General features: G+C 61.2%; 22 protein-coding genes and 1 pseudogene. 12 read left to right on the top strand and 11 right to left on the bottom strand.

Annotation, left to right across the window (positions count from 1 at the left end):
- Window positions 1-130 precede the first annotated feature (130 nt).
- Window positions 131-2,871: pseudogene (gene acnA / locus AB5I78_RS08215) on the top strand (aconitate hydratase AcnA).
- Between the two features lie 72 nt (window positions 2,872-2,943).
- Here acnA and AB5I78_RS08210 read toward each other — a convergent pair.
- Together AB5I78_RS08210 and cysK are read right to left on the bottom strand one after the other, a co-directional pair.
- Window positions 2,944-3,882, bottom strand: a complete 939-nt coding sequence (locus AB5I78_RS08210; protein ID WP_145163021.1) for an aspartyl/asparaginyl beta-hydroxylase domain-containing protein — start codon at window positions 3,880-3,882, stop codon at window positions 2,944-2,946.
- Between the two features lie 413 nt (window positions 3,883-4,295).
- Complete coding sequence (gene cysK, locus AB5I78_RS08205) at window positions 4,296-5,270, bottom strand: cysteine synthase A (RefSeq protein WP_145163016.1); 975 nt, start codon at window positions 5,268-5,270, stop codon at window positions 4,296-4,298.
- A 124-nt stretch (window positions 5,271-5,394) separates the two neighbouring features.
- On the opposite strand from cysK, the gene AB5I78_RS08200 reads away from it, so the two are divergent.
- From AB5I78_RS08200 to AB5I78_RS08185, 4 genes are all read left to right on the top strand, one after another.
- Window positions 5,395-6,468 carry a DUF748 domain-containing protein gene (locus AB5I78_RS08200; protein WP_369300634.1) on the top strand — a complete coding sequence of 358 codons (1,074 nt, stop codon included), beginning with the start codon at window positions 5,395-5,397 and terminating at the stop codon, window positions 6,466-6,468.
- Window positions 6,469-6,547: 79 nt separating this feature from the next.
- Complete coding sequence (locus AB5I78_RS08195) at window positions 6,548-6,781, top strand: hypothetical protein (protein ID WP_369300636.1); 234 nt, start codon at window positions 6,548-6,550, stop codon at window positions 6,779-6,781.
- A 93-nt stretch (window positions 6,782-6,874) separates the two neighbouring features.
- Complete coding sequence (locus AB5I78_RS08190; RefSeq protein WP_058411046.1) at window positions 6,875-7,720, top strand: MoxR family ATPase; 846 nt, start codon at window positions 6,875-6,877, stop codon at window positions 7,718-7,720.
- The gene (locus AB5I78_RS08185) at window positions 7,720-8,898 is read left to right on the top strand and encodes a VWA domain-containing protein (protein ID WP_369300638.1); all 1,179 of its coding nucleotides are present in this window, start codon (window positions 7,720-7,722) and stop codon (window positions 8,896-8,898) included. Before AB5I78_RS08190 ends, AB5I78_RS08185 begins: the two co-directional genes overlap by 1 nt.
- A gap of 114 nt (window positions 8,899-9,012) precedes the next feature.
- On the opposite strand, the gene AB5I78_RS08180 is transcribed toward AB5I78_RS08185, so the two are convergent.
- Genes AB5I78_RS08180 through AB5I78_RS08170 form a run of 3 tightly spaced genes read right to left on the bottom strand, consistent with a single transcriptional unit; the run spans window position 9,013 to window position 11,365 of the window.
- The gene (locus AB5I78_RS08180) at window positions 9,013-9,927 is read right to left on the bottom strand and encodes a biotin-dependent carboxyltransferase family protein (protein WP_369300639.1); all 915 of its coding nucleotides are present in this window, start codon (window positions 9,925-9,927) and stop codon (window positions 9,013-9,015) included.
- Window positions 9,924-10,628 carry a 5-oxoprolinase subunit PxpB gene (gene pxpB / locus AB5I78_RS08175; RefSeq protein ID WP_369300641.1) on the bottom strand — a complete coding sequence of 235 codons (705 nt, stop codon included), beginning with the start codon at window positions 10,626-10,628 and terminating at the stop codon, window positions 9,924-9,926. Before pxpB ends, AB5I78_RS08180 begins: the two co-directional genes overlap by 4 nt.
- Window positions 10,625-11,365, bottom strand: coding sequence for a 5-oxoprolinase subunit PxpA (locus AB5I78_RS08170; RefSeq protein ID WP_369300643.1), 741 nt, complete (start codon window positions 11,363-11,365; stop codon window positions 10,625-10,627). The genes pxpB and AB5I78_RS08170 overlap by 4 nt, the downstream gene beginning before the upstream one ends.
- Before the next feature lie 189 nt (window positions 11,366-11,554).
- Between AB5I78_RS08170 and AB5I78_RS08165 the strand changes: the two genes are divergently transcribed.
- A complete protein-coding gene (locus tag AB5I78_RS08165) occupies window positions 11,555-12,475 on the top strand; it encodes a LysR family transcriptional regulator (protein ID WP_369300644.1) in 921 nt (306 codons plus the stop codon).
- Between the two features lie 109 nt (window positions 12,476-12,584).
- On the opposite strand, the gene AB5I78_RS08160 is transcribed toward AB5I78_RS08165, so the two are convergent.
- The 3 genes from AB5I78_RS08160 to AB5I78_RS08150 are packed head-to-tail and all read right to left on the bottom strand — an operon-like array spanning window position 12,585 to window position 14,482.
- Window positions 12,585-13,127, bottom strand: coding sequence for a DUF2937 family protein (locus tag AB5I78_RS08160; RefSeq protein ID WP_145163001.1), 543 nt, complete (start codon window positions 13,125-13,127; stop codon window positions 12,585-12,587).
- Window positions 13,128-13,138: 11 nt separating this feature from the next.
- The gene (locus AB5I78_RS08155) at window positions 13,139-13,915 is read right to left on the bottom strand and encodes a class II glutamine amidotransferase (protein ID WP_064451362.1); all 777 of its coding nucleotides are present in this window, start codon (window positions 13,913-13,915) and stop codon (window positions 13,139-13,141) included.
- Window positions 13,916-13,945: 30 nt separating this feature from the next.
- Window positions 13,946-14,482 carry an MFS transporter gene (locus tag AB5I78_RS08150; protein WP_145162999.1) on the bottom strand — a complete coding sequence of 179 codons (537 nt, stop codon included), beginning with the start codon at window positions 14,480-14,482 and terminating at the stop codon, window positions 13,946-13,948.
- A 21-nt stretch (window positions 14,483-14,503) separates the two neighbouring features.
- Here AB5I78_RS08150 and AB5I78_RS08145 point away from each other — a divergent pair, with 21 nt between their 5' ends.
- Both AB5I78_RS08145 and AB5I78_RS08140 read left to right on the top strand, forming a co-directional pair.
- On the top strand, window positions 14,504-16,558 hold the full coding sequence (locus AB5I78_RS08145; RefSeq protein WP_369300647.1) for a S9 family peptidase: 2,055 nt from the start codon (window positions 14,504-14,506) through the stop codon (window positions 16,556-16,558).
- A gap of 70 nt (window positions 16,559-16,628) precedes the next feature.
- Window positions 16,629-17,102: a cyclic nucleotide-binding domain-containing protein gene (locus AB5I78_RS08140; protein ID WP_242193987.1), complete on the top strand. Its 474-nt coding sequence runs from the start codon at window positions 16,629-16,631 to the stop codon at window positions 17,100-17,102.
- Here the strand turns inward: AB5I78_RS08140 and AB5I78_RS08135 are convergent.
- A complete protein-coding gene (locus AB5I78_RS08135; RefSeq protein WP_106576962.1) occupies window positions 17,099-17,383 on the bottom strand; it encodes a hypothetical protein in 285 nt (94 codons plus the stop codon). The genes AB5I78_RS08140 and AB5I78_RS08135 overlap by 4 nt on opposite strands.
- A gap of 78 nt (window positions 17,384-17,461) precedes the next feature.
- Between AB5I78_RS08135 and AB5I78_RS08130 the strand changes: the two genes are divergently transcribed.
- Window positions 17,462-18,148, top strand: a complete 687-nt coding sequence (locus AB5I78_RS08130) for a spermidine synthase (RefSeq protein ID WP_058411058.1) — start codon at window positions 17,462-17,464, stop codon at window positions 18,146-18,148.
- Window positions 18,149-18,280: 132 nt separating this feature from the next.
- Here the strand turns inward: AB5I78_RS08130 and AB5I78_RS08125 are convergent, their stop codons facing one another.
- Complete coding sequence (locus AB5I78_RS08125) at window positions 18,281-19,201, bottom strand: ParB/Srx family N-terminal domain-containing protein (RefSeq protein ID WP_369300648.1); 921 nt, start codon at window positions 19,199-19,201, stop codon at window positions 18,281-18,283.
- Window positions 19,202-19,352: 151 nt separating this feature from the next.
- Between AB5I78_RS08125 and AB5I78_RS08120 the strand changes: the two genes are divergently transcribed.
- The 3 genes from AB5I78_RS08120 to AB5I78_RS08110 all read left to right on the top strand — a co-directional run bounded on the left by AB5I78_RS08120 (window position 19,353) and on the right by AB5I78_RS08110 (window position 20,812).
- Complete coding sequence (locus AB5I78_RS08120; RefSeq protein WP_003210675.1) at window positions 19,353-19,727, top strand: YajD family HNH nuclease; 375 nt, start codon at window positions 19,353-19,355, stop codon at window positions 19,725-19,727.
- Between the two features lie 199 nt (window positions 19,728-19,926).
- Window positions 19,927-20,394 (top strand): RNA methyltransferase, encoded by a 468-nt coding sequence (locus AB5I78_RS08115; RefSeq protein WP_017526685.1) that lies wholly within the window; start codon window positions 19,927-19,929, stop codon window positions 20,392-20,394.
- Between the two features lie 67 nt (window positions 20,395-20,461).
- Window positions 20,462-20,812: a DUF2892 domain-containing protein gene (locus tag AB5I78_RS08110; RefSeq protein ID WP_119739148.1), complete on the top strand. Its 351-nt coding sequence runs from the start codon at window positions 20,462-20,464 to the stop codon at window positions 20,810-20,812.
- A gap of 144 nt (window positions 20,813-20,956) precedes the next feature.
- On the opposite strand, the gene AB5I78_RS08105 is transcribed toward AB5I78_RS08110, so the two are convergent.
- Complete coding sequence (locus AB5I78_RS08105) at window positions 20,957-22,177, bottom strand: hypothetical protein (RefSeq protein ID WP_262206367.1); 1,221 nt, start codon at window positions 22,175-22,177, stop codon at window positions 20,957-20,959.
- Window positions 22,178-22,179: the final 2 nt, after the last annotated feature.

Raw genomic sequence — 22,179 nt, 5'->3', positions numbered from 1 at the left:
TAGCCGAGTTCGGAACCTTGGACTTAACGATAGAGTCCAGTTATTAGCCTGCTAATGAAAACAGGGCTAAGTTGAAAGCTCTGTTCGTCCCGTCAGGTCCGTAGCCGTGCGGACCATAAGGAGTCATGTAATGTCATCCCTTGATAGCCTGAGAACCCTTAAAACCCTGCAAATCGACGACAAGACTTACCACTACTTCAGCTTGCCCGAAGCCGCCAAGAGCCTGGGTGACCTGGATAAGCTGCCGATGTCCCTCAAGGTGCTGCTGGAAAACCTGCTGCGCTGGGAAGACGGCAAAACCGTCACCGGCACCGACCTCAAGGCCATCGCCGCCTGGCTCAAAGAGCGCCAGTCCGACCGCGAAATCCAATACCGCCCGGCCCGCGTGCTGATGCAAGACTTTACCGGCGTGCCCGCCGTGGTCGACCTGGCCGCCATGCGCGCCGCCGTGGCCAAGGCCGGTGGCGACCCGCAGCGCATCAACCCGCTCTCCCCGTGGACCTGGTCATCGACCACTCGGTGATGGTCGACAAATTCGGCAGCACCAGCGCGTTTGAGCAAAACGTCGACATAGAAATGCAGCGCAACGGCGAACGCTACGCCTTCCTGCGTTGGGGCCAAAGCGCCTTTGACAACTTCAGCGTGGTGCCACCGGGCACTGGCATCTGCCACCAGGTCAACCTTGAATACCTGGGCCGCACCGTGTGGACCAAGGACGAAGACGGCCGCACCTACGCCTTCCCGGACACACTGGTAGGCACCGACTCGCACACCACCATGATCAACGGCCTGGGCGTACTCGGCTGGGGCGTGGGCGGCATCGAAGCAGAAGCGGCGATGCTCGGCCAGCCGGTGTCGATGCTGATTCCGGAAGTGATCGGCTTCAAGCTCACCGGCAAACTCAAGGAAGGCATCACCGCCACCGACCTGGTGCTGACCGTGACCCAGATGCTGCGTAAAAAAGGCGTGGTGGGTAAGTTCGTCGAGTTCTACGGCGACGGCCTGGCCGACCTGCCGCTGGCCGACCGCGCCACCATCGCCAACATGGCTCCTGAATACGGCGCCACCTGCGGCTTTTTCCCGGTGGATGAAGTGACGCTGGACTACCTGCGCCTGTCCGGCCGCCCTGCCGAAACCGTCAAGCTGGTGGAGGCCTACACCAAGGCTCAGGGCCTGTGGCGCAACGCCGGCCAGGAGCCGGTGTTCACCGACACCCTGGCGCTGGACATGGGCAGCGTCGAAGCCAGCCTTGCCGGGCCGAAACGCCCGCAGGACCGTGTGTCGCTGCCGAATGTGGGCCAGGCCTTCAGCGATTTCCTCGACCTGCAATTCAAACCAACCAGCAAAGAAGAAGGCCGCCTGGAAAGCGAAGGCGGCGGCGGTGTCGCCGTGGGCAACGCCGACTTGGTGGGCGAAACCGACTATGAATACGACGGCCACACCTATCGCCTGAAAAACGGCGCCGTGGTGATTGCCGCGATTACCTCATGCACCAACACATCCAACCCCAGCGTAATGATGGCCGCAGGCCTGGTGGCAAAAAAAGCCGTGGAAAAAGGCCTGACCAGCAAACCCTGGGTAAAAACCTCGCTGGCGCCTGGCTCCAAAGTGGTCACCGACTATTACAAGGCAGCGGGCCTCACCCAATACCTTGACCAACTGGGCTTCGACCTTGTGGGTTACGGCTGCACCACGTGCATCGGTAACTCGGGGCCATTGCCTGAACCGATCGAAAAAGCCATCCAGAAAGCCGACCTCGCCGTCGCCTCGGTGCTGTCCGGCAACCGTAACTTCGAGGGCCGCGTACACCCCCTGGTGAAAACCAACTGGCTGGCCTCGCCGCCCCTAGTGGTCGCCTACGCGTTGGCCGGCACGGTGCGCATCGACATCAGCCGCGAGCCGCTGGGCGAAGGCAAAGACGGCCAGCCGGTGTACCTGAAAGACATCTGGCCAAGCAGCCAGGAAATCGCCGACGCCGTGGCCCAAGTCAGCACCGGCATGTTCCACAAGGAATATGCCGAGGTGTTTGCCGGCGATGAGCAGTGGCAAGCGATTGAAGTGCCGCAAGCGGCGACTTACGTATGGCAGAAAGACTCTACGTACATCCAGCACCCACCGTTCTTCGACGACATCGCCGGGCCACTGCCGGTGATCGAGGACGTCAAAGGCGCCAATGTACTGGCCTTGCTGGGCGATTCGGTAACCACCGACCACATCTCCCCTGCTGGCAACATCAAGGCCGACAGCCCCGCCGGGCGCTACCTGCGCGAGCAGGGCGTGGAGCCGCGTGACTTCAACTCCTACGGCTCACGCCGGGGCAACCATGAAGTGATGATGCGCGGCACGTTTGCCAATATCCGTATCCGCAACGAAATGCTCGGCGGCGAAGAAGGCGGCAACACGCTGTACATCCCCACCGGCGAGAAGATGCCGATCTACGATGCGGCCATGAAATACCAGGCGTCGGGCACACCGCTGGTGGTGATCGCCGGCCAGGAATACGGCACCGGTTCCAGCCGCGACTGGGCAGCCAAGGGCACCAACCTGCTGGGGGTCAAGGCGGTGATCGCCGAGAGCTTCGAGCGGATTCACCGTTCCAACCTGGTAGGCATGGGCGTGCTGCCGTTGCAGTTCAAGCTGGATCAGAACCGCAAGGCGCTCAAACTCACCGGCAAAGAGAAGATCGACATTCTTGGGCTGACCCATGCCGAGATCGAGCCGCGCATGAACCTGACGTTGGTGATTACGCGCGAGGATGGCAGCAGCGAGAAGGTCGAGGTGCTGTGCCGGATCGACACCCTCAATGAAGTGGAATACTTCAAGGCGGGCGGCATCTTGCACTATGTGCTGCGCCAGTTGATCGCCTCTTAAGCAACACTGCAAAACCAATGTGGGAGGGGGCTTGCCCCCTCCCACATATCAACCTGTGTTTAACCTTTCAAATCAGCTGAACAACCACTTCCACAGCAGCACCAGCACCACCACCGCCAGCACCGGCCGCGCAATGCGGTAGGCCTTGGGGTGCTTGCGTTTCCATTGCTTGACCACGCCGCTGAACTTGTCGCTGAAGGTTTTGCTCCAGGCATACGCCTGGTTGATCCCGCCAACACGTTCATCATCCAGATTCTGCGGCGCAGTTGCGCGGCCCAACTGCATGCTGACCCAACGGTTGACGCGGGTCATGAGGCGATTGCTCAGCGGGCGTTCGATGTCGCAGAACAGGATCACGCGGGTCTGGTCGGTTTCGTTCTTCACCCAATGCACGTAGGTTTCGTCGAACATCACGTCCTCACCGTCACGCCAGGCATAGACCTGACCATCGACGAAGATGCGGCAATCGTCGGAGTTTGGCGTGGACAGCCCGAGGTGATAGCGCAGGGAACCGGCAAACGGGTCGCGGTGCGGGTTGAGGTGACTGCCGCCCGGCAACAGCGCGAACATCGCGCCCTTGACGTTGGGGATGCTGCTGACCAGGGCCACGGTTTTCGGGCACAGCGCCTCGGCCGATGGCAGCGGTTTGTCGTACCACTTGAGGTAGAAACGCTTCCAGCCCTTCTTGAAGAACGAACCGAAACCGGCGTCGTTGTTCTTTTCGGCGGCGCGGATGTAACCCTCGTCGAACAAGTGCATGGCCTCTTCGCGGATCACTTCCCAATTGTCCTTGAGCACATCCAGCTCCGGGAACTTGCTGCGGTCCAGGTACGGTTTGGACGGCACGGCCGAGAACAGGTACATCAGGGCGTTATAGGGTGCGAACAGCGCCGAATGGTTGACGAACTGACGCAACATCGGCAAACGCGCCTTGCCACGCAGGTGCACATACAGCGTGCTGCCGATAAACAACAGCAACACCGACAGTTTGGCGGCCAAAGAAAAGGTCATGCAGCAACTCCTGGAAATAAGCGCCTGGCCAACAGCCTCCCGTCGACGGGAACCAGACGTAGCAGCCGGCCATGATAAACACTTGGGCCATTATGCAGAAGGCCCAGGCCGACCGGCTGACATAAATCAACACCCTGGGGGCCTTGTGGCTGGCGGGTTTGTCGTGGCCTGCGGGCTGGTTGTGGCTTGCAGGCTGTCGTGGCGAGCGGGCTTGTTGTGGCGAGCGGGCTTGCCCCGCGTTGGAGCGCGCAGCGCTCCCACTTCAGACGCCGCGGTGCAACTGATAAACCGCGGCATCAGGTTTTGGGGGCTGCTTCGCAGCCCAACGCGGGGCAAGCCCGCTCGCCACAACCAGCCCGCTCGCCACAACCAGCCCGCTCGCCACAACAAGCCTTCTTGCCACGAAGAACCGATCAGGCCTGGGTTTCCTGGTCGGTGAACAAATCGCTGAACAGCATGCTCGACAGGTAGCGCTCACCGGAGTCGGGCAGGATCACCACGATGGTCTTGCCCTGCATTTCCGGTTTCTCGGCCAGACGCACGGCCACGGCCATTGCGGCGCCACAGGAAATACCGCACAGAATCCCCTCTTCCTGCATCAGGCGCAGGGCCATGGCCTTGGATTCCTCGTCGGTCACCCGCTCTACGCGGTCCACCATCGACAGATCGAGGTTTTTCGGCACAAACCCGGCGCCGATGCCCTGGATCTTGTGCGGGCTCGGCTTGATCTCTTCACCGGCCAACGCCTGGGTGATCACCGGCGAAACGATCGGCTCGACCGCCACCGACAGAATCGGCTTGCCCGCCGTGTTCTTTATATAACGCGACACGCCAGTGATGGTGCCGCCCGTGCCGACGCCCGCCACCAGCACGTCAACGGCACCATCGGTGTCGTTCCAGATTTCCGGGCCGGTGGTTTTTTCGTGGATCGCCGGGTTGGCCGGGTTTTCGAACTGCGCCGGCATGAAGTAGGTGGCCGGGTCGCTGGCGACGATCTCGCCAGCCTTGTCGATCGCGCCTTTCATGCCTTTGGCCGGCTCGGTCAACACCAGCTCGGCGCCAAGCGCCTTGAGCACTTTACGCCGCTCGATGCTCATCGACGCCGGCATGGTCAGCAGCAGCTTATAGCCACGGGCGGCGGCGACAAACGCCAGGCCGATGCCGGTGTTGCCGGAAGTCGGTTCTACAATGGTCATGCCCGGCTTGAGTTTGCCGGTGCTTTCGGCGTCCCAGATCATGTTCGCGCCAATGCGGCACTTCACCGAATAACCCGGGTTACGCCCCTCGATCTTGGCCAGGATGGTCACGCCACGTGGTGCGATGCGGTTGATCTGCACCAGGGGCGTGTTACCGATGGAGTGCGCGTTGTCTGCAAAGATACGGCTCATGACGGGTCCTTAAGGCAATTTCAACAAGGCCACAAGGGTATGCCTCAGGCTGGTAGGCGTCCAGTCAGAGGAACGTTGCGCCGGTGCGCGCGGTCCATCGCCTATAACGTTGGAGAACCTGCACATGAAACGTCGCTACAGTGGGCTGCTATGGATCGTCGCCGTACTGGTGCTAGTACTGATTGCTCTGGACCTCGCCCTGCCCTACCTGGTGCGCAACTACCTGAACGACAAGCTCGCCGACATGGGTGATTACCGCGGCCAGGTCACGGATGTGGACGTGGCGCTGTGGCGCGGGGCCTATAAAATCAACGGCCTGCAGATCGTCAAAGTCGACGGCAAAGTGCCGGTTCCGTTCGTCAAAGCGCCGGTGATCGACGTGTCGGTGAGCTGGCATTCGTTGTGGTACGACCATGCGGTGGTGGCCGAGGTGCAGTTCTTCCAGCCCGAGCTGAACTTCGTCGACGGTGGCAACCAACAGGCATCGCAGACCGGTAAAGGCACCGACTGGCGTGAACAGTTGGGCAAATTGTTGCCGATCACCCTCAACGAAGTCCGCATTCAGGACGGCAAGATCGCCTTCCACAACTTCAATTCCAAGCCCGCGGTGAATATCTACGCCACCCAGGTCAACGCCAGCTTCTACAACCTGACCAATGTGGTGGACATCAAAGGCAAGCGGGACGCCACCTTTGAAGGCAAGGCGCAATTGCTCGGCCAGGCGCCACTGGAAGCCACCGCTGCTTTCGACCCGCTGAGCAACTTCGAAGACTTCGAATTCCGCTTTCGCGCCAAGGATATTCAACTCAAACGCCTGAATGACTTCGCGTCGGCGTACGGCAAGTTCGACTTCAAGGCCGGCACGGGCGATGTGGTGGTCGAAGCCCAGGCCGAAAAAGGCCAACTGAGCGGTTATATCAAGCCGCTGCTGCGTGACGTAGAGGTGTTCGACTGGAAACAGGATGTCGAAAACAAGGACAAGAATATCTTCCGCTCGATCTGGGAAGCCGTGGTCGGCGCCAGCGAGACCGTATTAAAGAACCAGAACAAAAACCAGTTTGCCACCCGCGTGGAACTCAGCGGCAGCGTGCACCAGCAAAATATCAGCGCGTTCTCGGCATTTTTGGCGATTTTGCGTAATGGTTTTATCCAGGCATTCAATGCCCGGTATGAACAACCCAAGCCCAGTGCAAACTGAGCCGCACGCCCTACCGGGAGACGGGGTATCGGTTAGCGTGCCGACGGATCAATGACAACAACGAGTAAGGACACTGAGCATGCGCATCACAGGCTGGATACTGACAATTCTTGGCTACCTCTTGGCCTATTCAGGCTTCGTGAAAATAGTGGGGTTCGCCATGCACGGCGGCCCCCTCGCCGGCATGATGATCCTCGCCGGCATCGGCACGCTGGTGTTAGCCGCGCTGGCCCTGTGGGGCGGCAGCAAGCTCAGGGACAAAGCGGAAGCGCGGGCGTACGCGTTGGAGAAAGCCGCCAAGGGTCGCGTGTGACCGGCCATTCAGAGACTGAATAACCCGTCTGCGTTCACAGTCGCCGGGGCCGCGCGGTATAGTCCGGGCATTGATGAATTCGAGGAATGACCGATGAAGTTCGAAGGCACCCAGGCCTATGTGGCTACCGATGACCTGAAACTGGCCGTCAACGCCGCCATCACCCTGGAGCGGCCGTTGCTGGTCAAGGGCGAGCCCGGCACCGGCAAGACCATGCTTGCCGAGCAACTGGCCGAATCCTTTGGCGCCAAGCTGATCACCTGGCACATCAAATCCACCACCAAGGCGCATCAGGGCCTCTACGAGTACGACGCGGTCAGCCGCCTGCGCGACTCGCAACTGGGCGTGGACAAGGTCCACGATGTGCGCAACTACCTGAAGAAGGGCAAGCTCTGGGAAGCCTTCGAGTCCGAGGAGCGGGTGATTCTGCTGATCGATGAAATCGACAAGGCCGACATCGAGTTCCCCAACGACTTGCTGCAAGAACTCGACAAGATGGAGTTCTACGTCTACGAAATCGACGAGACCATCAAGGCCAAGAAACGCCCGATCATCATCATTACCTCCAACAACGAGAAAGAGCTGCCGGACGCGTTCCTGCGCCGCTGCTTCTTCCATTACATCGCCTTTCCCGACCGCTCCACCCTGCAAAAGATCGTCGATGTGCACTACCCCGACATCAAGAAAGACCTGGTCAGCGAAGCGCTGGACGTGTTCTTCGACGTGCGCAAGGTGCCAGGCCTGAAGAAAAAGCCGTCCACCTCCGAATTGGTCGACTGGCTCAAGCTGCTGATGGCCGACAACATCGGCGAAGCCGTGTTGCGCGAACGTGACCCCACCAAAGCCATTCCGCCGTTGGCCGGTGCCCTGGTGAAAAACGAGCAAGACGTGCAGTTGCTGGAACGTCTGGCCTTCATGAGCCGTCGCGGTAATCGATAATGTTGCTCAACCTGTTCAATGAGATGCGCGCCGCCAAGGTGCCGGTTTCGGTGCGCGAGCTGCTCGACCTGATCAACGCGCTGAAACAGCGCGTGGTCTTCGCCGACATGGACGAGTTTTACTACTTGGCCAGGGCGATTCTGGTCAAGGACGAACGGCATTTCGACAAGTTCGACCGCGCGTTCGGTGCCTATTTCAACGGCCTGGAAAAGCTCGACGACCACCTGCAGGCGCTGATTCCCGAAGAGTGGCTGCGCAAGGAATTCGAACGTTCGTTGAGCGATGAAGAGCGTGCGCAGATCCAGTCCCTCGGTGGCCTGGACAAGCTCATCGAAGAATTCAAGAAACGCCTGGAAGAACAGAAAGAGCGCCATGCCGGCGGCAACAAGTGGATCGGCACCGGCGGCACCAGCCCGTTCGGCTCCGGCGGCTACAACCCGGAAGGCATCCGTGTGGGTGACGCCGGCAAGCGCCAGGGCAAGGCGGTAAAAGTCTGGGACCAGCGCGAGTACAAGAACCTCGACGATCAGGTGGAGCTGGGCACGCGCAACATCAAGATCGCCCTGCGCCGCCTGCGCAAGTTCGCGCGCCAGGGTGCGGCCGAAGAGCTGGACATCGACGGCACCATCGACCACACCGCCCGCGATGCCGGGCTGCTGAATATCCAGATGCGTCCGGAGCGGCGCAACACCATCAAACTGCTGTTGCTGTTCGACATCGGCGGCTCAATGGACGCCCACGTGAAGATCTGCGAAGAGCTGTTCTCCGCGTGCAAGACCGAGTTCAAGCACCTGGAGTACTTCTACTTCCATAACTTCGTGTACGAGTCGGTGTGGAAGAACAACCAGCGCCGCACCTCCGAACGCACCTCCACCCAGGACTTGCTGCATAAATACGGCGCCGATTACAAAGTGATTTTTATCGGCGATGCGTCGATGGCGCCGTATGAAATCACCCAGGCCGGCGGCAGCGTCGAGCACTGGAATGAGGAGCCTGGGTACGTGTGGATGCAGCGCTTCATGGCCAAGTACAAGAAGCTGATCTGGATTAACCCGTACCCGAAAGACACGTGGGGGTATACGGCGTCGACGGGGATTGTGCAGGAGTTGGTGGAAGATCAGATGTATCCGCTGACGCTGCGGGGCCTGGAAGAAGGGATGCGTTTTCTCTCCAAGTAACTCACATGCACCATAAATCCAATGTGGGAGGGGGCTTGCCCCCGATAGCAGCGCCTCAGTCAATGCAACTGGCACTCAAAGACCGCCATCGGGGGCAAGCCTCCTCCTACATTGTTAGCCTTCGCTGAAGCGCTGCAAAAAGTCCACATGCTGGCGATGCGCTGTCTCCTGCACCACCGGCGCCAAGCGCACCTTCTCCCCCGGCAAACACTGCGCCAGCCGCGCCAGCGCCAAGGGCGTCAACGCGCCTAAACGCGGGTAGCCGCCAATGGTCTGCCGATCATTGAGCAACACAATCGGCTGCCCATCCGGCGGCACCTGGATGGCCCCCAACGGAATCCCTTCGGAGATCAACGACGGCCCCTGATACTGCAACGGCGTGCCCAGCAGACGCATGCCCATGCGGTCGGCGCGGCTGTCCAGCGCCCATTCGGTATTAAAGGCATCGAACAAACTCTGGCCGCTGAATTGACCGATTTGTGCGCCGACTATCACTTCCAGTGGTGCAGCGGGTTGCAAATCCGCGCTACCCAACACCTTCATCGCACCGCCCGTTCCGGAATACATCAACCGCCCGCCTTCGACCAATGCCTTGCCGAAACCGTCAAGCCCGCCCAATTCCTCTCGCACCACCGTGGCGCAACTGCCCAGCACCTGCGGCGCATCAAACCCGCTTGGCGCCGCCAGGTACGCCCGCGCGCCATTGAACGGCTGGGTAAAGCGCAAACGCTGGCCCTTTTGCAGGATAAAGCTGCGTCCCGGGCTGATCGCACGCTCATCGATGTACGCGCCCAGATCCGCGCCGGCCAATGCCAGCAAGCAATACGCCTCGGCCTGCACGGTGAACCCGCCCAAGGTGATTTCCACCACCGGCGCATCCAGCGCGTTGCCCAGCAGCCAGTTGGCCCAGGACATCGACACCCAGTCCAGCGCGCCACCCTGGGTCACGCCCAGGTGCCGCACGCCAAAGCGGCCGGCATCCTGCAACAGGCACAGCGGCGTGCTGGCCTCGATCAACAAGCGGCTCATGCCTGCGCCTCCAACGGCGTGTCATCGCCACCCAGGTTGATAAATTCGGCGTGACCGACCGCCTCGAAACGCACCGTATCGCCGGGCTGCATAAGGCTGTAACCGTCACGTTCGCGGTCGAACAGCTTGGCCGGAGTGCGACCGATCAGGTTCCAGCCACCGGGCGAGACCACCGGGTACGCGGCGGTTTGCCGCTCGGCGATGCCGACGCTGCCAGCCGCCACGCGCTTTCGCGGGGTATTCAGGCGCGGCGTCGCGAGGATTTCGTCCACCAACCCCATAAACGCAAAACCGGGGGCAAAGCCGAGGGCGAACACCTGGTATTCATGGGCACTGTGGCGGCGGATCACGTCCTCAACCGACAAACCGCTGCGCTGGCTGAGCAAGCTCAGTTCCGGGCCGACACTCAGGTCGTACCACACTGGCAACACGTGACACTGGCCGCTGCCGTGGGCCTGAGGCTGCAGGTCGGTCAGCGCCTGGCCGATCAACTCCCTGGCCTGCGCCGGGCTCAACGCGGTGAGATCGTAATGCACCATCAGCGTGGTGTAGGACGGCACCAGGTCCACCAACGCTGGGCCAAAACCTTCGCGCAGGCGTTGAGTGGCAGCAAGCATCCACGGCATGTTGGCTTCGGCAATGGCATCAAACAGACGCACCATCAGGCAATCGATCGCCACCACTTCAATGCGTGGCTTCATGCTGACTTCAGCGCCTCGCGGATACGCTTCACGGCGGCCACCGAACTGGCGTTGTCGCCGTGCACACACAAGGTGTTGGCCTGCAACACCAAGGCGCTGCCATCGCTGGCGGTCAGGGCGTCGCCACGGGAAATCGTCAGGGCCTGCTGCACGATGGTTTCGGAGTCATGGTGCACGGCACCCGGCAACTGGCGCGAGACCAGATGCCCCTTGGGGTCGTAAGCGCGGTCGGCAAAGGCCTCGAACCACAAGGTCACCCCGTACTCATCGCCCAAGGCCTGGGCGGCGCTGTTGTCGCGGGTGGCCAGCAGCATCAGCGGCAGGTCGCCATAAGCGGCCACGGCCTGGATCACTGCGCGCAATTGCGCAGGGTTGGCCATCATGTCGTTGTACATCGCGCCATGGGGTTTGACGTAGCTGACCCGCCCGCCTTGCGCACGGCAGATGCCGTCGAGGGCGCCGATCTGGTAGTGCAGCAGGTCCTGGATTTCCTGCGGTGTGTAGGCCATGGAGCGGCGGCCGAAGCCTTGCAGGTCCTGGTACGCCGGGTGCGCCCCCACTTGCACGCCGTGCTTGAAGGCCAGGCTGACAGTCTTGCGCATGATGCTCGGGTCGCCGGCATGAAAGCCACACGCCACGTTGGCACAATCAATGAACGGCATGACCTCGGCGTCCAGACCCATGGTCCAGTTGCCAAAGCTTTCGCCGATGTCGCAATTCAATAGCAGACGGCTCACGGTGGGTGCTCCTCCAGGCGTTGTTTTTCAGGCGTTGTATTTTTTGTAGTGTGGGATTTTTCGTACAGAACTGGCAACTTGTCCTCACACCCCAACGACGCTTATCGTGGAATAGCTCGATTTTTGGCGTTTGCCCGGTGCGGCGTCCAACTAATAAAAACCGATCCATGCATAAGAAAAGTTGATCCCATGAATTTGAAGTTCCTCGAAACCTTCGTCTGGGTGGCCAAGCTCAAGAGCTTTCGCCTGACCGCCGAGAAGTTGTTCACCACCCAGGCCTCGATTTCCAGCCGCATTGCCGTGCTCGAGAGCGAGTTGGGTGTGAAGCTGTTTCTACGCGACTCACGCGGCGTGAGCCTGACCCCGGAAGGCTTGAAGGTGCTCGATTACGCCGAGCTGATGATGGTGACCATGCAGGGCTTGAAGCAGTCACTGGAAACCACCAGCAGCAAGGTCGGGCGGATTCGCATCGGCGCGATGGACACGGTGATTCACACCTGGCTCAGCCCCTTGGTGGCCGAATTGATGGGCCACTTTCCGTTGGTGGAAATCGAATTGGTCGCCGATACCGCATTGAACCTCAGCGATCAGCTGCAAAAAGGCTTCCTCGACCTGATCCTGCAAACCGACCTGCTGCGCCTGGAAACCGTGCGCAGCCTGGAACTGGCCAGCCACCCGATGGCCTGGATCGTCGCCAGCCATTCCCTCTACAACCGCGACTACGCCTCCCTCGCCGAACTGGCCCAGGAACGCATCATCACCTACTCGAAAAACTCCCACCCACACCAGGACGTGCTGAGCCTGATGCAGGCCAGCGGCGTCGCCGCGCCGCGCATGAACTGTGTGAATTCGGTGTCGGCGATTACCCGCCTGCTGCGCGATGGCTTCGGCATCGGCGCACTGCCGCCGGTGCTGGTCAGCGAGGAACTGGCGCGCGGGGAGTTGGTGATGCTGCCGATGGGGCAGAAGCTGCCGAATTTGCAGGTGGTGGTGTCGTGGCGGGTGGGCGTGGAGTTGGTGGAGGAGATTGTCGGGCTGTGCCAGAAGGTGGTGGCCCGCTATGCCGAAGAGGTCGGCGAAGCGAATATGGTTCTGACGAAACCGGATTAAACCTGTGGGAGCTGGCTTGCCTGCGATAGCGGTGTATCCGTGGCAGATGGGCAAGCTGACCCACCGCTATCGCAGGCAAGCCAGCTCCCACAGTTGACCAAGCTGAGTTTTAGAGCCCCTTCAGGTCTCGCTCTTCAATCGGCCGGCTCTGGCGCAGGCGCTTGCCGCCCAACACCACCCAGTCGATCAAGCGGAACAGGCATTCAATGCCGAACGACAACAGCATCGCCCCGCCCAGGCCCCAGCCCATCGCCTCCGGCGTCAGCAGGATCTGATAGCTGTAGCCATTCCAGGTTTCCAGGCGAATCGCCGGGTCCGCCGCCACCGCCACCTGCAGGGCGCGGATGTACCACGGGCCTTGCATGGCCTGGAATTGCTTGTCCAACGCCACCTGGCGATCAAGCAGGGTGCCCAGGCTGTTGGCGTCGCTCTGGAACACCGGATCATCACTGGCGCGGTAATGCGCCACCAATGCCTGCAAATCACCGTTGAAGAACTGCCGTGCAGTGCTTTCAAACCCGCTGAGGCCGGTCTGGGCCTCGATCAGGTGGGCCTCGACGCGCTTGGCGTAGTCGTTGATGAAACCCGGCACCTGCACACCGACCAACAAGCCAATGGCAAACAGCACCAACCGCAGATAACTGAGCAGCATGGTCGATATCCTTACTCGGTAATGCCCTGGCTGACGCATTCACCGCGTCGCCACAGGCTCCATTGGCCCGGTTCGTAGCGGGTCCAGTTTTCGTTGTCGGTCAACGGCTCGGTGGCGATCACGGTGACCACGTCATTTGGCGTGGTTTCGGCCTGAAAATCGACGATCACGTCGACATCTTTCAAGCGCGCCGGGCCAAACGGTGCGCGCCGGGTAATCTGCGCCAGCTTGGTCGAGCAGTAGCAAAACAGCCAGTCACCGTCGCTGAGCAGGCAGTTGAACACGCCTTTGCTGCGGTATTCGGCGCAGGCGGCAATCAGGTCCGGCAGCACTTGTTCGATGTCCACCGGCTCGGGGAAGGCTTCGCGCACACGGTTGAGCAGGTCGCAGAACGCTGCTTCGCTGTCGGTATCGCCCACCGGCCGGTAGAAGGTGGCACGCGGGTTGAAGTCCGCCAGCTGGCCGTTATGGGCAAAACACCAGTTGCGGCCCCACAGCTCGCGCACGAACGGGTGGGTATTGGCCAGGCTCACCTTGCCCACGTTGGCCTGGCGGATATGGCCAATCACCACTTCACTTTTGATCGGATAACGCTGCACCAGCAGCGCGACTTCCGACTCACTGCTGGCGGCCGGGTCCTGAAACAGGCGCAGGCCACGGCCTTCATAGAACGCGATGCCCCAACCGTCGCGGTGGGGGCCGGTACGCCCGCCCCGCTGCATCAGCCCGGTAAAGCTGAACACGATGTCGGTGGGGACGTTGGCACTCATGCCCAATAATTCACACATGCCAGGGCTCTCGCTGCAGGGCGGACGACGTCAAAGGCGCGGTTCGACGCGCATTCCGCTGGCAGGCGCCGGGCGACTGAACGGCTCGTCGTCCTCGTCAACCGTCTCGGCAGCCAGGGCGGCGTCGACAGCGGCCTTGCGCTCACGCCGGGCGTTGGCAGCGCGCTCGATGGGCCAGCGGATCAGCACAAACACGATATACACGCCAAACGCGATCATCGTGTACATGAACAGATCGGAAATAGCCCGCCAGGCGTTATTGCCGACATGCAGCACCAGGTCCAGGGCCGTGATCGCCACAGCCGGCGCGAACTGGGTCTTGACCGGATCGACGATGGTCGGGCTGAACAGCAGCACCGCCATCAGCAACTGCAGCGGCTCGCGCAGCCAGCGCCAGATCCAGCGGGTCATGCGCCACCACACCAACAGGCAGCCCAAAGCGGCGAAGGCGTAAAGGCCCCAAGCGGTCAGATAGTCGTTCTCGGTCATGGTGTCCATGGCAAGGTAGGCAAACAGGCGGCTATGATAACGGCTTTTGCGTGTCTCGGCTGCAATGCCTGCCACCATCCGCCAGACAGAGAGCGATCCATGCCTTCATCGACCCACATCACTGCCGCCCCGATTGCCCGCAAGGCCGAAGGCCAGGACCCGTACGCCTGGCTGCAAGCGCGTGACACGGCTGAAGTCCTCGATTACCTCAAAGCCGAAAACGCCTGGCAGGAGGCGCAACTCGCCGATCAGCAGGCGCTGCGCGACACCCTGTTCGACGAGATCAAGGGCCGCATTCTCGAAACCGACCTGTCCCTGCCCTCGCCGTGGGGCCCTTACCTGTATTACACGCGCACCACCGCTGGTGACGAATACGCCCGCCACTACCGCTGCCGCCGCCCGGCAGATGACAGCAACACAGTGGACGACAGCAGCGAAGAATTGCTGCTCGACCCCAACGTACTCGCCAACGGCGGCTTTTTCTCGCTGGGTGCGTTCAGCATCAGCCCCGACCACCAGCGCCTGGCCTACAGCCTGGACACCAGCGGTGAAGAGATTTACACCCTGTACGTGAAGGAGTTGGCTAACGGCAAAGTCAGCGAACTGGAGTTTCAGGACTGCGACGGCAGCATGACCTGGGCCAATGACAGCCTGACCCTGTTCTTCGGCGAACTGGACGACACCCATCGCCCACACAAACTGTATCGCTACCGCCTGGATGGCACGGCGGCGCAGGAAGTGTTCCACGAGCCTGACGGACGTTTCTTCCTGCATTGCTACCGCTCCAGTTCCGAGCGCCAGTTGCTGCTGGCCCTGGGCAGCAAGACCACCAGTGAAATCTGGGCGCTGGACGCCAACCAGCCGCACCTCGACTTCACTTGCCTGGCGCCACGGGTCGAAGACCACGAATACGATGTCGACCACGGCCAGCGCAACGGCGAGTGGACCTGGTTTATTCGCAGCAACCGCGACGGTATCAACTACGCGCTGTTCGTCGCCGCCGACACCGGCAGCGTGCCCACCGAAGATCAATGGCAAAACCTGATCCCGCACAGCGACGAAGTGATGCTCGACGGCGTGAGCCTCAATGCCAGCGCGATGACCTTGAGCCTGCGTATCGGCGGCCTGCCAGTGATCGAAGTGCACCCTCAGAACGTGCCGGCCTATCGCGTCGAATTGCCCGACGCCGCCTACAGCCTTTATGTGCAAAACAGCCTGGAATTCCCGAGCGACAAAATCCGTCTGCGCTATGAAGCGCTGAACCGTCCGGCCCAGGTGCGCCAGCTGGAATTGGCGACCGGCGCGCAAGCTGTGCTCAAGGAAACGCCGGTACTCGGCGTGTTCAACGCCGATGACTACGTCAGCCAACGCCTGTGGGCCACGTCTGCCGATGGCACCCAGGTGCCGATCAGCCTGGTGGTCAAACGCGACCAGCTGGGCAAACCGGTGCCGCTGTACCTCTACGGCTACGGCGCCTACGGCCACAGCCTTGACCCCTGGTTCTCGCACGCGCGCCTGAGCCTGCTGGACCGTGGCGTGGCGTTTGCCATCGCGCACGTACGCGGCGGTGGCGAACTGGGTGAAGCCTGGTACCGCAACGGCAAGCAGGCACACAAGCAGAACACCTTCAGCGACTTTATCGCCTGCGCCGAGCACTTGATCGCCGAGGGCCTGACCACCTCCAAACAACTGGCCATCAGCGGCGGCAGTGCCGGCGGCCTGTTGATCGGCGCGGTGCTCAATCAACGCCCGGAGCTGTTCCAGGCGGCGATTGCCGAAGTGCCGTTCGTCGATGTGCTCAACACCATGCTCGACCCGGAGCTGCCGCTGACCATCACCGAATATGACGAGTGGGGCAACCCTGAAGAACCAGAGGTGTACGAGCGCATCAAGGCCTACGCGCCGTACGAGAACGTCAGCGCCCAAGCCTACCCGGCCCTGCTGGTGATCGCCGGCTACAACGACAGCCGCGTGCAGTATTGGGAGGCAGCCAAGTGGGTGGCCAAGCTGCGCGACACCAAAACGGACGACAACCTGCTGCTGCTCAAGACCGAACTGGGCGCCGGCCATGGTGGCATGAGCGGGCGTTATCAGGGATTACGTGATGTAGCGCTCGAATACGCATTTGTGTTCAAGGCGCTGGGCTTGATTTAAGGAACTTAGGACGGCGGTCCTGTCTGAACACACAGACCGCCTACTTGATTGATGGACCAAGATTGCAGCTATGCCTCAACCAACTTTATTGAACAATGAAATCCGCGACATGCTCATGGACTGCGGCCTGTTCGACCCTTTGCTGCCGGAAGATTTTCACGTCGCCGCCGGCTACTTCAACATCAGCAGCATTGCCCAGGGTGAAGTGATCTTCGTTGAGGGCGATGCCGGCACGTTCATGTGCATCATCCACAGCGGCCAGGTGGCCGTGCAGAAAACCAACCATGAAGGCCAGCGCCTGACCATCGCTACCCTGCGCAGTGGGCGGGCGTTTGGCGAAATGGCGGTGCTCGATGGCGAGCGGCGCTCTGCCAGTTGCCTGGCGGCCAGTGATTGCGTGCTGCTGAACCTGGGCAAGGATTCCCTGGAAAAAATGCTCAACGAAGCGCCCAGGATCGCGGCCAAGATCATCCGCGCGATTGCGATCGCCTTGTCCAAACGCCTGCGCATGGCCGACGGGCAATTGCTCTCGCAACCGTTTTAACCGCCGGGCGTCTTCGGCTTGCTGTCATTTTGCAGCAGGCCAGGGACGCTCTGGTCCTTGGGCGGCGTTGGCAACACAATCGGCACCAGCGCGGGTGAACCGTTGGCGGTGGCTTTGGGCGCCACAGGCGGTGTGACTTGCGGGTACAACGTCGGTGTCGGCGTACCCGGCGCACCGGGCGTTGGCGCGGGTGCGACCGGAACGGTTTGCACCTCCTGAGCCTGGGCCGCACCCAATGTGAGCGCGCCAAGCACAATGACCGTTAGAATGCTGCACTTCATCGATGGCTCCATGGCCTGACCGGAATGTCGTAAGGCTACTCCCAACCGCGCAAGAATGCCCTTCCCAATGAGATTTCAATGAAACGTTTCGTTCTGCTCGACACCACTCCCATCCCCGATAACGGCGGTGCCTTGTGCCTGTTCGAATACGGCGAGGATTTTGTCATCAAGATCCAGGGCGGTGACGGCGGCCAGCTGATGAATACGCGCATGCACGGCTCCGAAGACGCGCTGGCGGAAATTCCCTGCCGCAAAGTCGCCGGGCGCCCGGGTTCGCGGGTGTTGATCGGCGGTCTGGGCATGGGCTTTACCCTGGCGTCGGCGCTCAAACATCTGGGCAAGACGGCCGAAGTGGTGGTCGCCGAATTGGTGCCCGGCGTCGTGGAATGGAACCGTGGGCCCCTGGGTGAAAAGTCCGGCCGCCCGCTGCTCGACCCACGCACCGTGATCCGCATGGAAGACGTGGCCAAGGTGCTGCAAGCCGAGCCTCAAGGCTTTGACGCGATCATGCTGGATGTCGACAACGGCCCCGAAGGCCTTACGCAAAAGGCCAACAGCTGGCTCTACTCGGCTGGCGGCCTGGCTGCCTGCGCCAAAGCCCTGCGCCCCAAGGGCGTACTGGCCGTGTGGTCGGCCAGTGCCGACAAGCTGTTCAGCGACAAACTGCGCAAGGCGGGTTTCAAGGCTGAGGAAGTGCAGGTGTTTGCCCATGGCAACAAAGGCACCCGGCACACCATCTGGATTGCCGAAAAACTCAAGGGCTGAGCAACATCCCCCAAAACACCACAAATCTAATGTGGGAGCGGGCTTGCTCGCGAAAGCGGAGTGTCAGTCACTGCATCAGTCACTGAACCACCGCCTTCGCGAGCAAGCCCGCTCCCACATTTTTGTCCTGAGTCAGCTTCGGGATTTGCGGTAATCGATCACATACGGCACTTTTTTCTCGACAGTCTTCTTCAACTCGGCTTGATCCAACGAGGCCATGCCGCCCAACTGATGGGCCGTGAAGCCGCTATCGCCTACCTGTGAACCCGGCGCCAGGCTGACCATGCGCTGGGCAACGGCTTCAATCGCGTCCTTGTAACCGCCCTTCTTGTTCAGGTTGAAAGCACTCAGGTCGATCTGCGTGCGCAGCCAGTTGCCCCAGTAAAACTCCAGGAATTCCGGCGCGACGGCGCCATCGTCCGGCTTGCCGTAGGCGGCCTTGCGGGTGAAATACACCAGGCTGCGGAAGGTGTCGTCCTGCAGGTTCTTGAAGCCCAGGTGCGCCGGTAATTGCTGCGGTGACAGCGGTTGGCCGTGATCGCCCTTGAGCCAGACCTTGCGCGCTGCTTGCATACGCTGCCAGAAGGTGGCCATGTCGGGGCTGTTGCTGAAATCATCGGTCACCTTGACCCACATGTTCAGCTGCGGGCCGCCGCCTTGGACTTCCCACAAGGTGGTGAAGCTGTGGTGACCGTCGGTCAGGTACAACTGGCCACCAGGGCCGACCACGACTGTTTTCATGTCATCGGGATGCGTGCCCACCGGGTCCTTGCAACTGAAGCTGGCAGGTTGGTGCAGGTCGGCCTTTTTGGGCACTTTGTCGGCCGCGCCCTGGCCGTTGGTTTCGCAGTATTCGTCGAAGACCTTGGCCGGCTTGTCGGCAAACAGGCCCAGGCTGTAGTAAATCTGGTCAAAGCCCACGACGGCCTGGGTCGGGTGCAATTGTTCAAGGGCCACCTCGATGATCTGGCCAGGCTTGGGCGTGGAGAATGCCTGGGCTTGGGCCGCCAGGACGCTGAGTAGCAGTGCTGCGGTCCATGTGTATAAACGCATTGGTGTCAGATCCTTGAGAATGAAGTGAGCCGATACTACAAACGATTGCCACTGCAAGGCTGTACCGCAGCTGAAAAAGCCAGCAGTCATTTACCCCGCAAGCGGCTAGAATCAACGCTATCCGTGAACCCCCAAATAGCCAGGAGCCATGATGAGCTCGACCAACCCGCCCTCCCACACCGCCAAGCTGGACCGCATCCTCGCCGATGCCCAGCGTGACCGGGAAATGGGCTATCGCGACAAAGCCTTGAAGATGTACCCGCACGTGTGTGGCCGCTGCGCGCGTGAATTTGCCGGCAAGCGCTTGAGCGAACTGACCGTGCACCACCGCAACCACAACCATGATGACAACCCCCAGGACGGTTCCAACTGGGAGTTGCTGTGCCTGTATTGCCACGACAACGAGCACTCGCGCTACACCGACCAGCAGTACTTCGGCGAAGGCTCCACCAGCAGCCCGACGATTGCCAAGGCCACGCACAACCCGTTTGCGGCGTTGGCCGGGCTGATGAAAAAAGACGACTGAGGTTCGTCGTTGCCTGTTACGGCCTTTTCGCGGGCAAGCCCGCTCCCACATTTGTCCGCGTACATGCTTTGAAATGCGGTCGAATGTGGGAGCGGGCTTGCTCGCGAAGGCGGCAGCTGTAACGACACACAATTGGCGACCGACCGCAGCCCGAGCATTCCCCGTATAATCGCCGTTTTTCTCCAAGGCACCCTTCCCCGTGGGCAATAAACGCTACAGCTGCATCGGTCTGTATAACCCCAAATCCCCCGAAAACGTCGGTTCGGTGATGCGTGCCGCCGGCTGCTACGGCGTGGCCTCGGTGTTCTACACCGGCGTGCGTTACGAGCGCGCCCGGGATTTCATCACCGACACCAAGAAGGTCCATCACGACATTCCGCTGATCGGCATCGACGACCTGAAAAAAATCCTGCCGCTGGGTTGTATCCCGGTCGCCGTGGAGCTGGTCGAAGGCGCCCGCCCGCTGCCCGAATACACCCATCCTGATCGCGCGTTGTACATCTTCGGCCCCGAAGACGGCTCGCTGGACAAGGAGATTCGCGACTGGTGTGAAGACGTGGTGTACATCCCGACCACCGGCTGCATGAACCTCGCCGCCACTGTCAACGTGGTGCTCTACGATCGCATGGCCAAGGGCAACAACACCCGCTCGGGCCCCAAGTACTGATTTTTTGGGAACATCCGGCGCCTGCAGGCAGTCAGCTACATATCACTTGCCTTGTTGGAGACAGATCATGAGCGACAGCAAAATCCTGCGACCTATCATCGAACACACGCCATTTGAAACCCAACCGCCTCAAAACGTGCACGGCTGGGAGCGCATTGGCTCGGTGGCCGGTGGCGTGATGATGGTTGGCAAAGGCCTGCGCCGTGGCGGGATCTTCGGGCTCATCCAGGTGGCGATTGGTGGCGTGGCGCTGGTGCGCGGCGTGACCGGGCGCAGCTCGCTCAAAGACAAGCTGGAACAGGGCCGCCAGGAAATGAACAGCGTGCGTACCAAAATCGAGCGCGCGGGCGAAGAGCTGAAAAACCTGAAGACCAAAGCCGAAGTCGCCGCTGAAAAAGCCACCAAAACCACCGGCTGACGCCCCTCTCCAACCTATTGGAGAGCTAATTGTGGGAGCGGGCTTGCTCGCGAAAGCGGTGAATCAGTCGCCAAGTATTTGGCTGACACACCGTATTCGCAGGCAAGCCCGCTCCCACATTTTGGCTTTGTGTATGGCCTAAGCTCAGCGCAATAATTTGCTATCCAACACCACCGACGACTCGCCGATCACACTGTCGGCCAACTGCACAAACTCCGCCGTCGTAATGCTGTTCGCGCGCATCACCGCCTGTGCAAGGTCATCCAGCGAGCGCTTGTTGTGGGTCTTCACGCGAATCTCGCGGTCCAGCTCCTGCAACACCACCACCGCCCGCGCGACGGTCGCGCCGTTGACGTGCTCGCCACGCAACGTGGTCACGTCCTTGCCCTCTTTGCTCAAGCGCGCCTGAATCGCGGCATACCGCTCATCGGTGATCCCGCCCGCGCGGCGTAGCAGCTCGATGGCGTAATACTCGCCAAGCCCTTCGCTGATCCAGTCACTGGTGTCGTGATCGTTGAAGCGCCCGATCGCCTGCACCACCTCACGGATCAACGCGCTGCTGCCGTTCTCGCTGACCAGCGGCGTGCGGCTGTTGAGGTAGACCGAGTCGCGTGACGCAAACACGCCACGGCGCATCGGGTCGCTGGCGCCCACCACCAGCAGCTTGGCCGGGTGACGCGGAAACGCGGCCTCCACTTGAGGCCAGACGAAGGTCAGCAGCGTCAGCACGTCCATGCGGCGCATGGCCTGGCCTTTGGGCGAGGCCACGGTGACCTCGGTTTCGCCCAGGCGCACACGACGGCTGCCGAGGGTGCCGGCGAGCATCCAGCCAGTAGGCCGATCAAACAGGCGGGAAACGTTGTCGATGCGGAATTTGTACTTGCCGATGCGCGGCCAGGCGGTTTCGACGCTTTTCCAGCCTGCCGGCAACTCGAACGCCAGGCGCGAGACCAGCTCGACGCCGTCCTGCTGGTCGAGCCGTGCAGCCGGCACCAGGTCTTCGCCTCGGAACAACGCCCAACTCGGCGTCATCCGCGCTTCATACACGCCAGGTTTGCGCGCGTGAGTCAGGCGTACCCGGTAGCTCAGGCTGGCCTTGTCGGCGCTGGGTTGCCACAGGCCCCGGTTGCCGGTGACCGTCCACTGGCCATCGGCCTTGAAGTCGCTGTAATCACCGTCGCGGCCCAGGTCGAAGTTCAGGCTGCGCACCGCCGAGCCTTGGGACAGGCTCACACGCACCTCGGCTTGATCACTCTGGGGCAACAGTTTGACGTGATAGTCGAGGTCGACTTTCTTCGCGCACCACGCGGGCAGGCTCAGCGCCAGCAACACAAAAGAAGCCGCCAGCTTGGTTGCCACCGTCATAC

Source organism: Pseudomonas sp. N2-3-1-14 (assembly GCF_041228395.1).
In the GTDB taxonomy this organism is placed as follows: domain Bacteria; phylum Pseudomonadota; class Gammaproteobacteria; order Pseudomonadales; family Pseudomonadaceae; genus Aquipseudomonas.
This window is presented reverse-complemented; position numbering and strand designations above follow the sequence as displayed.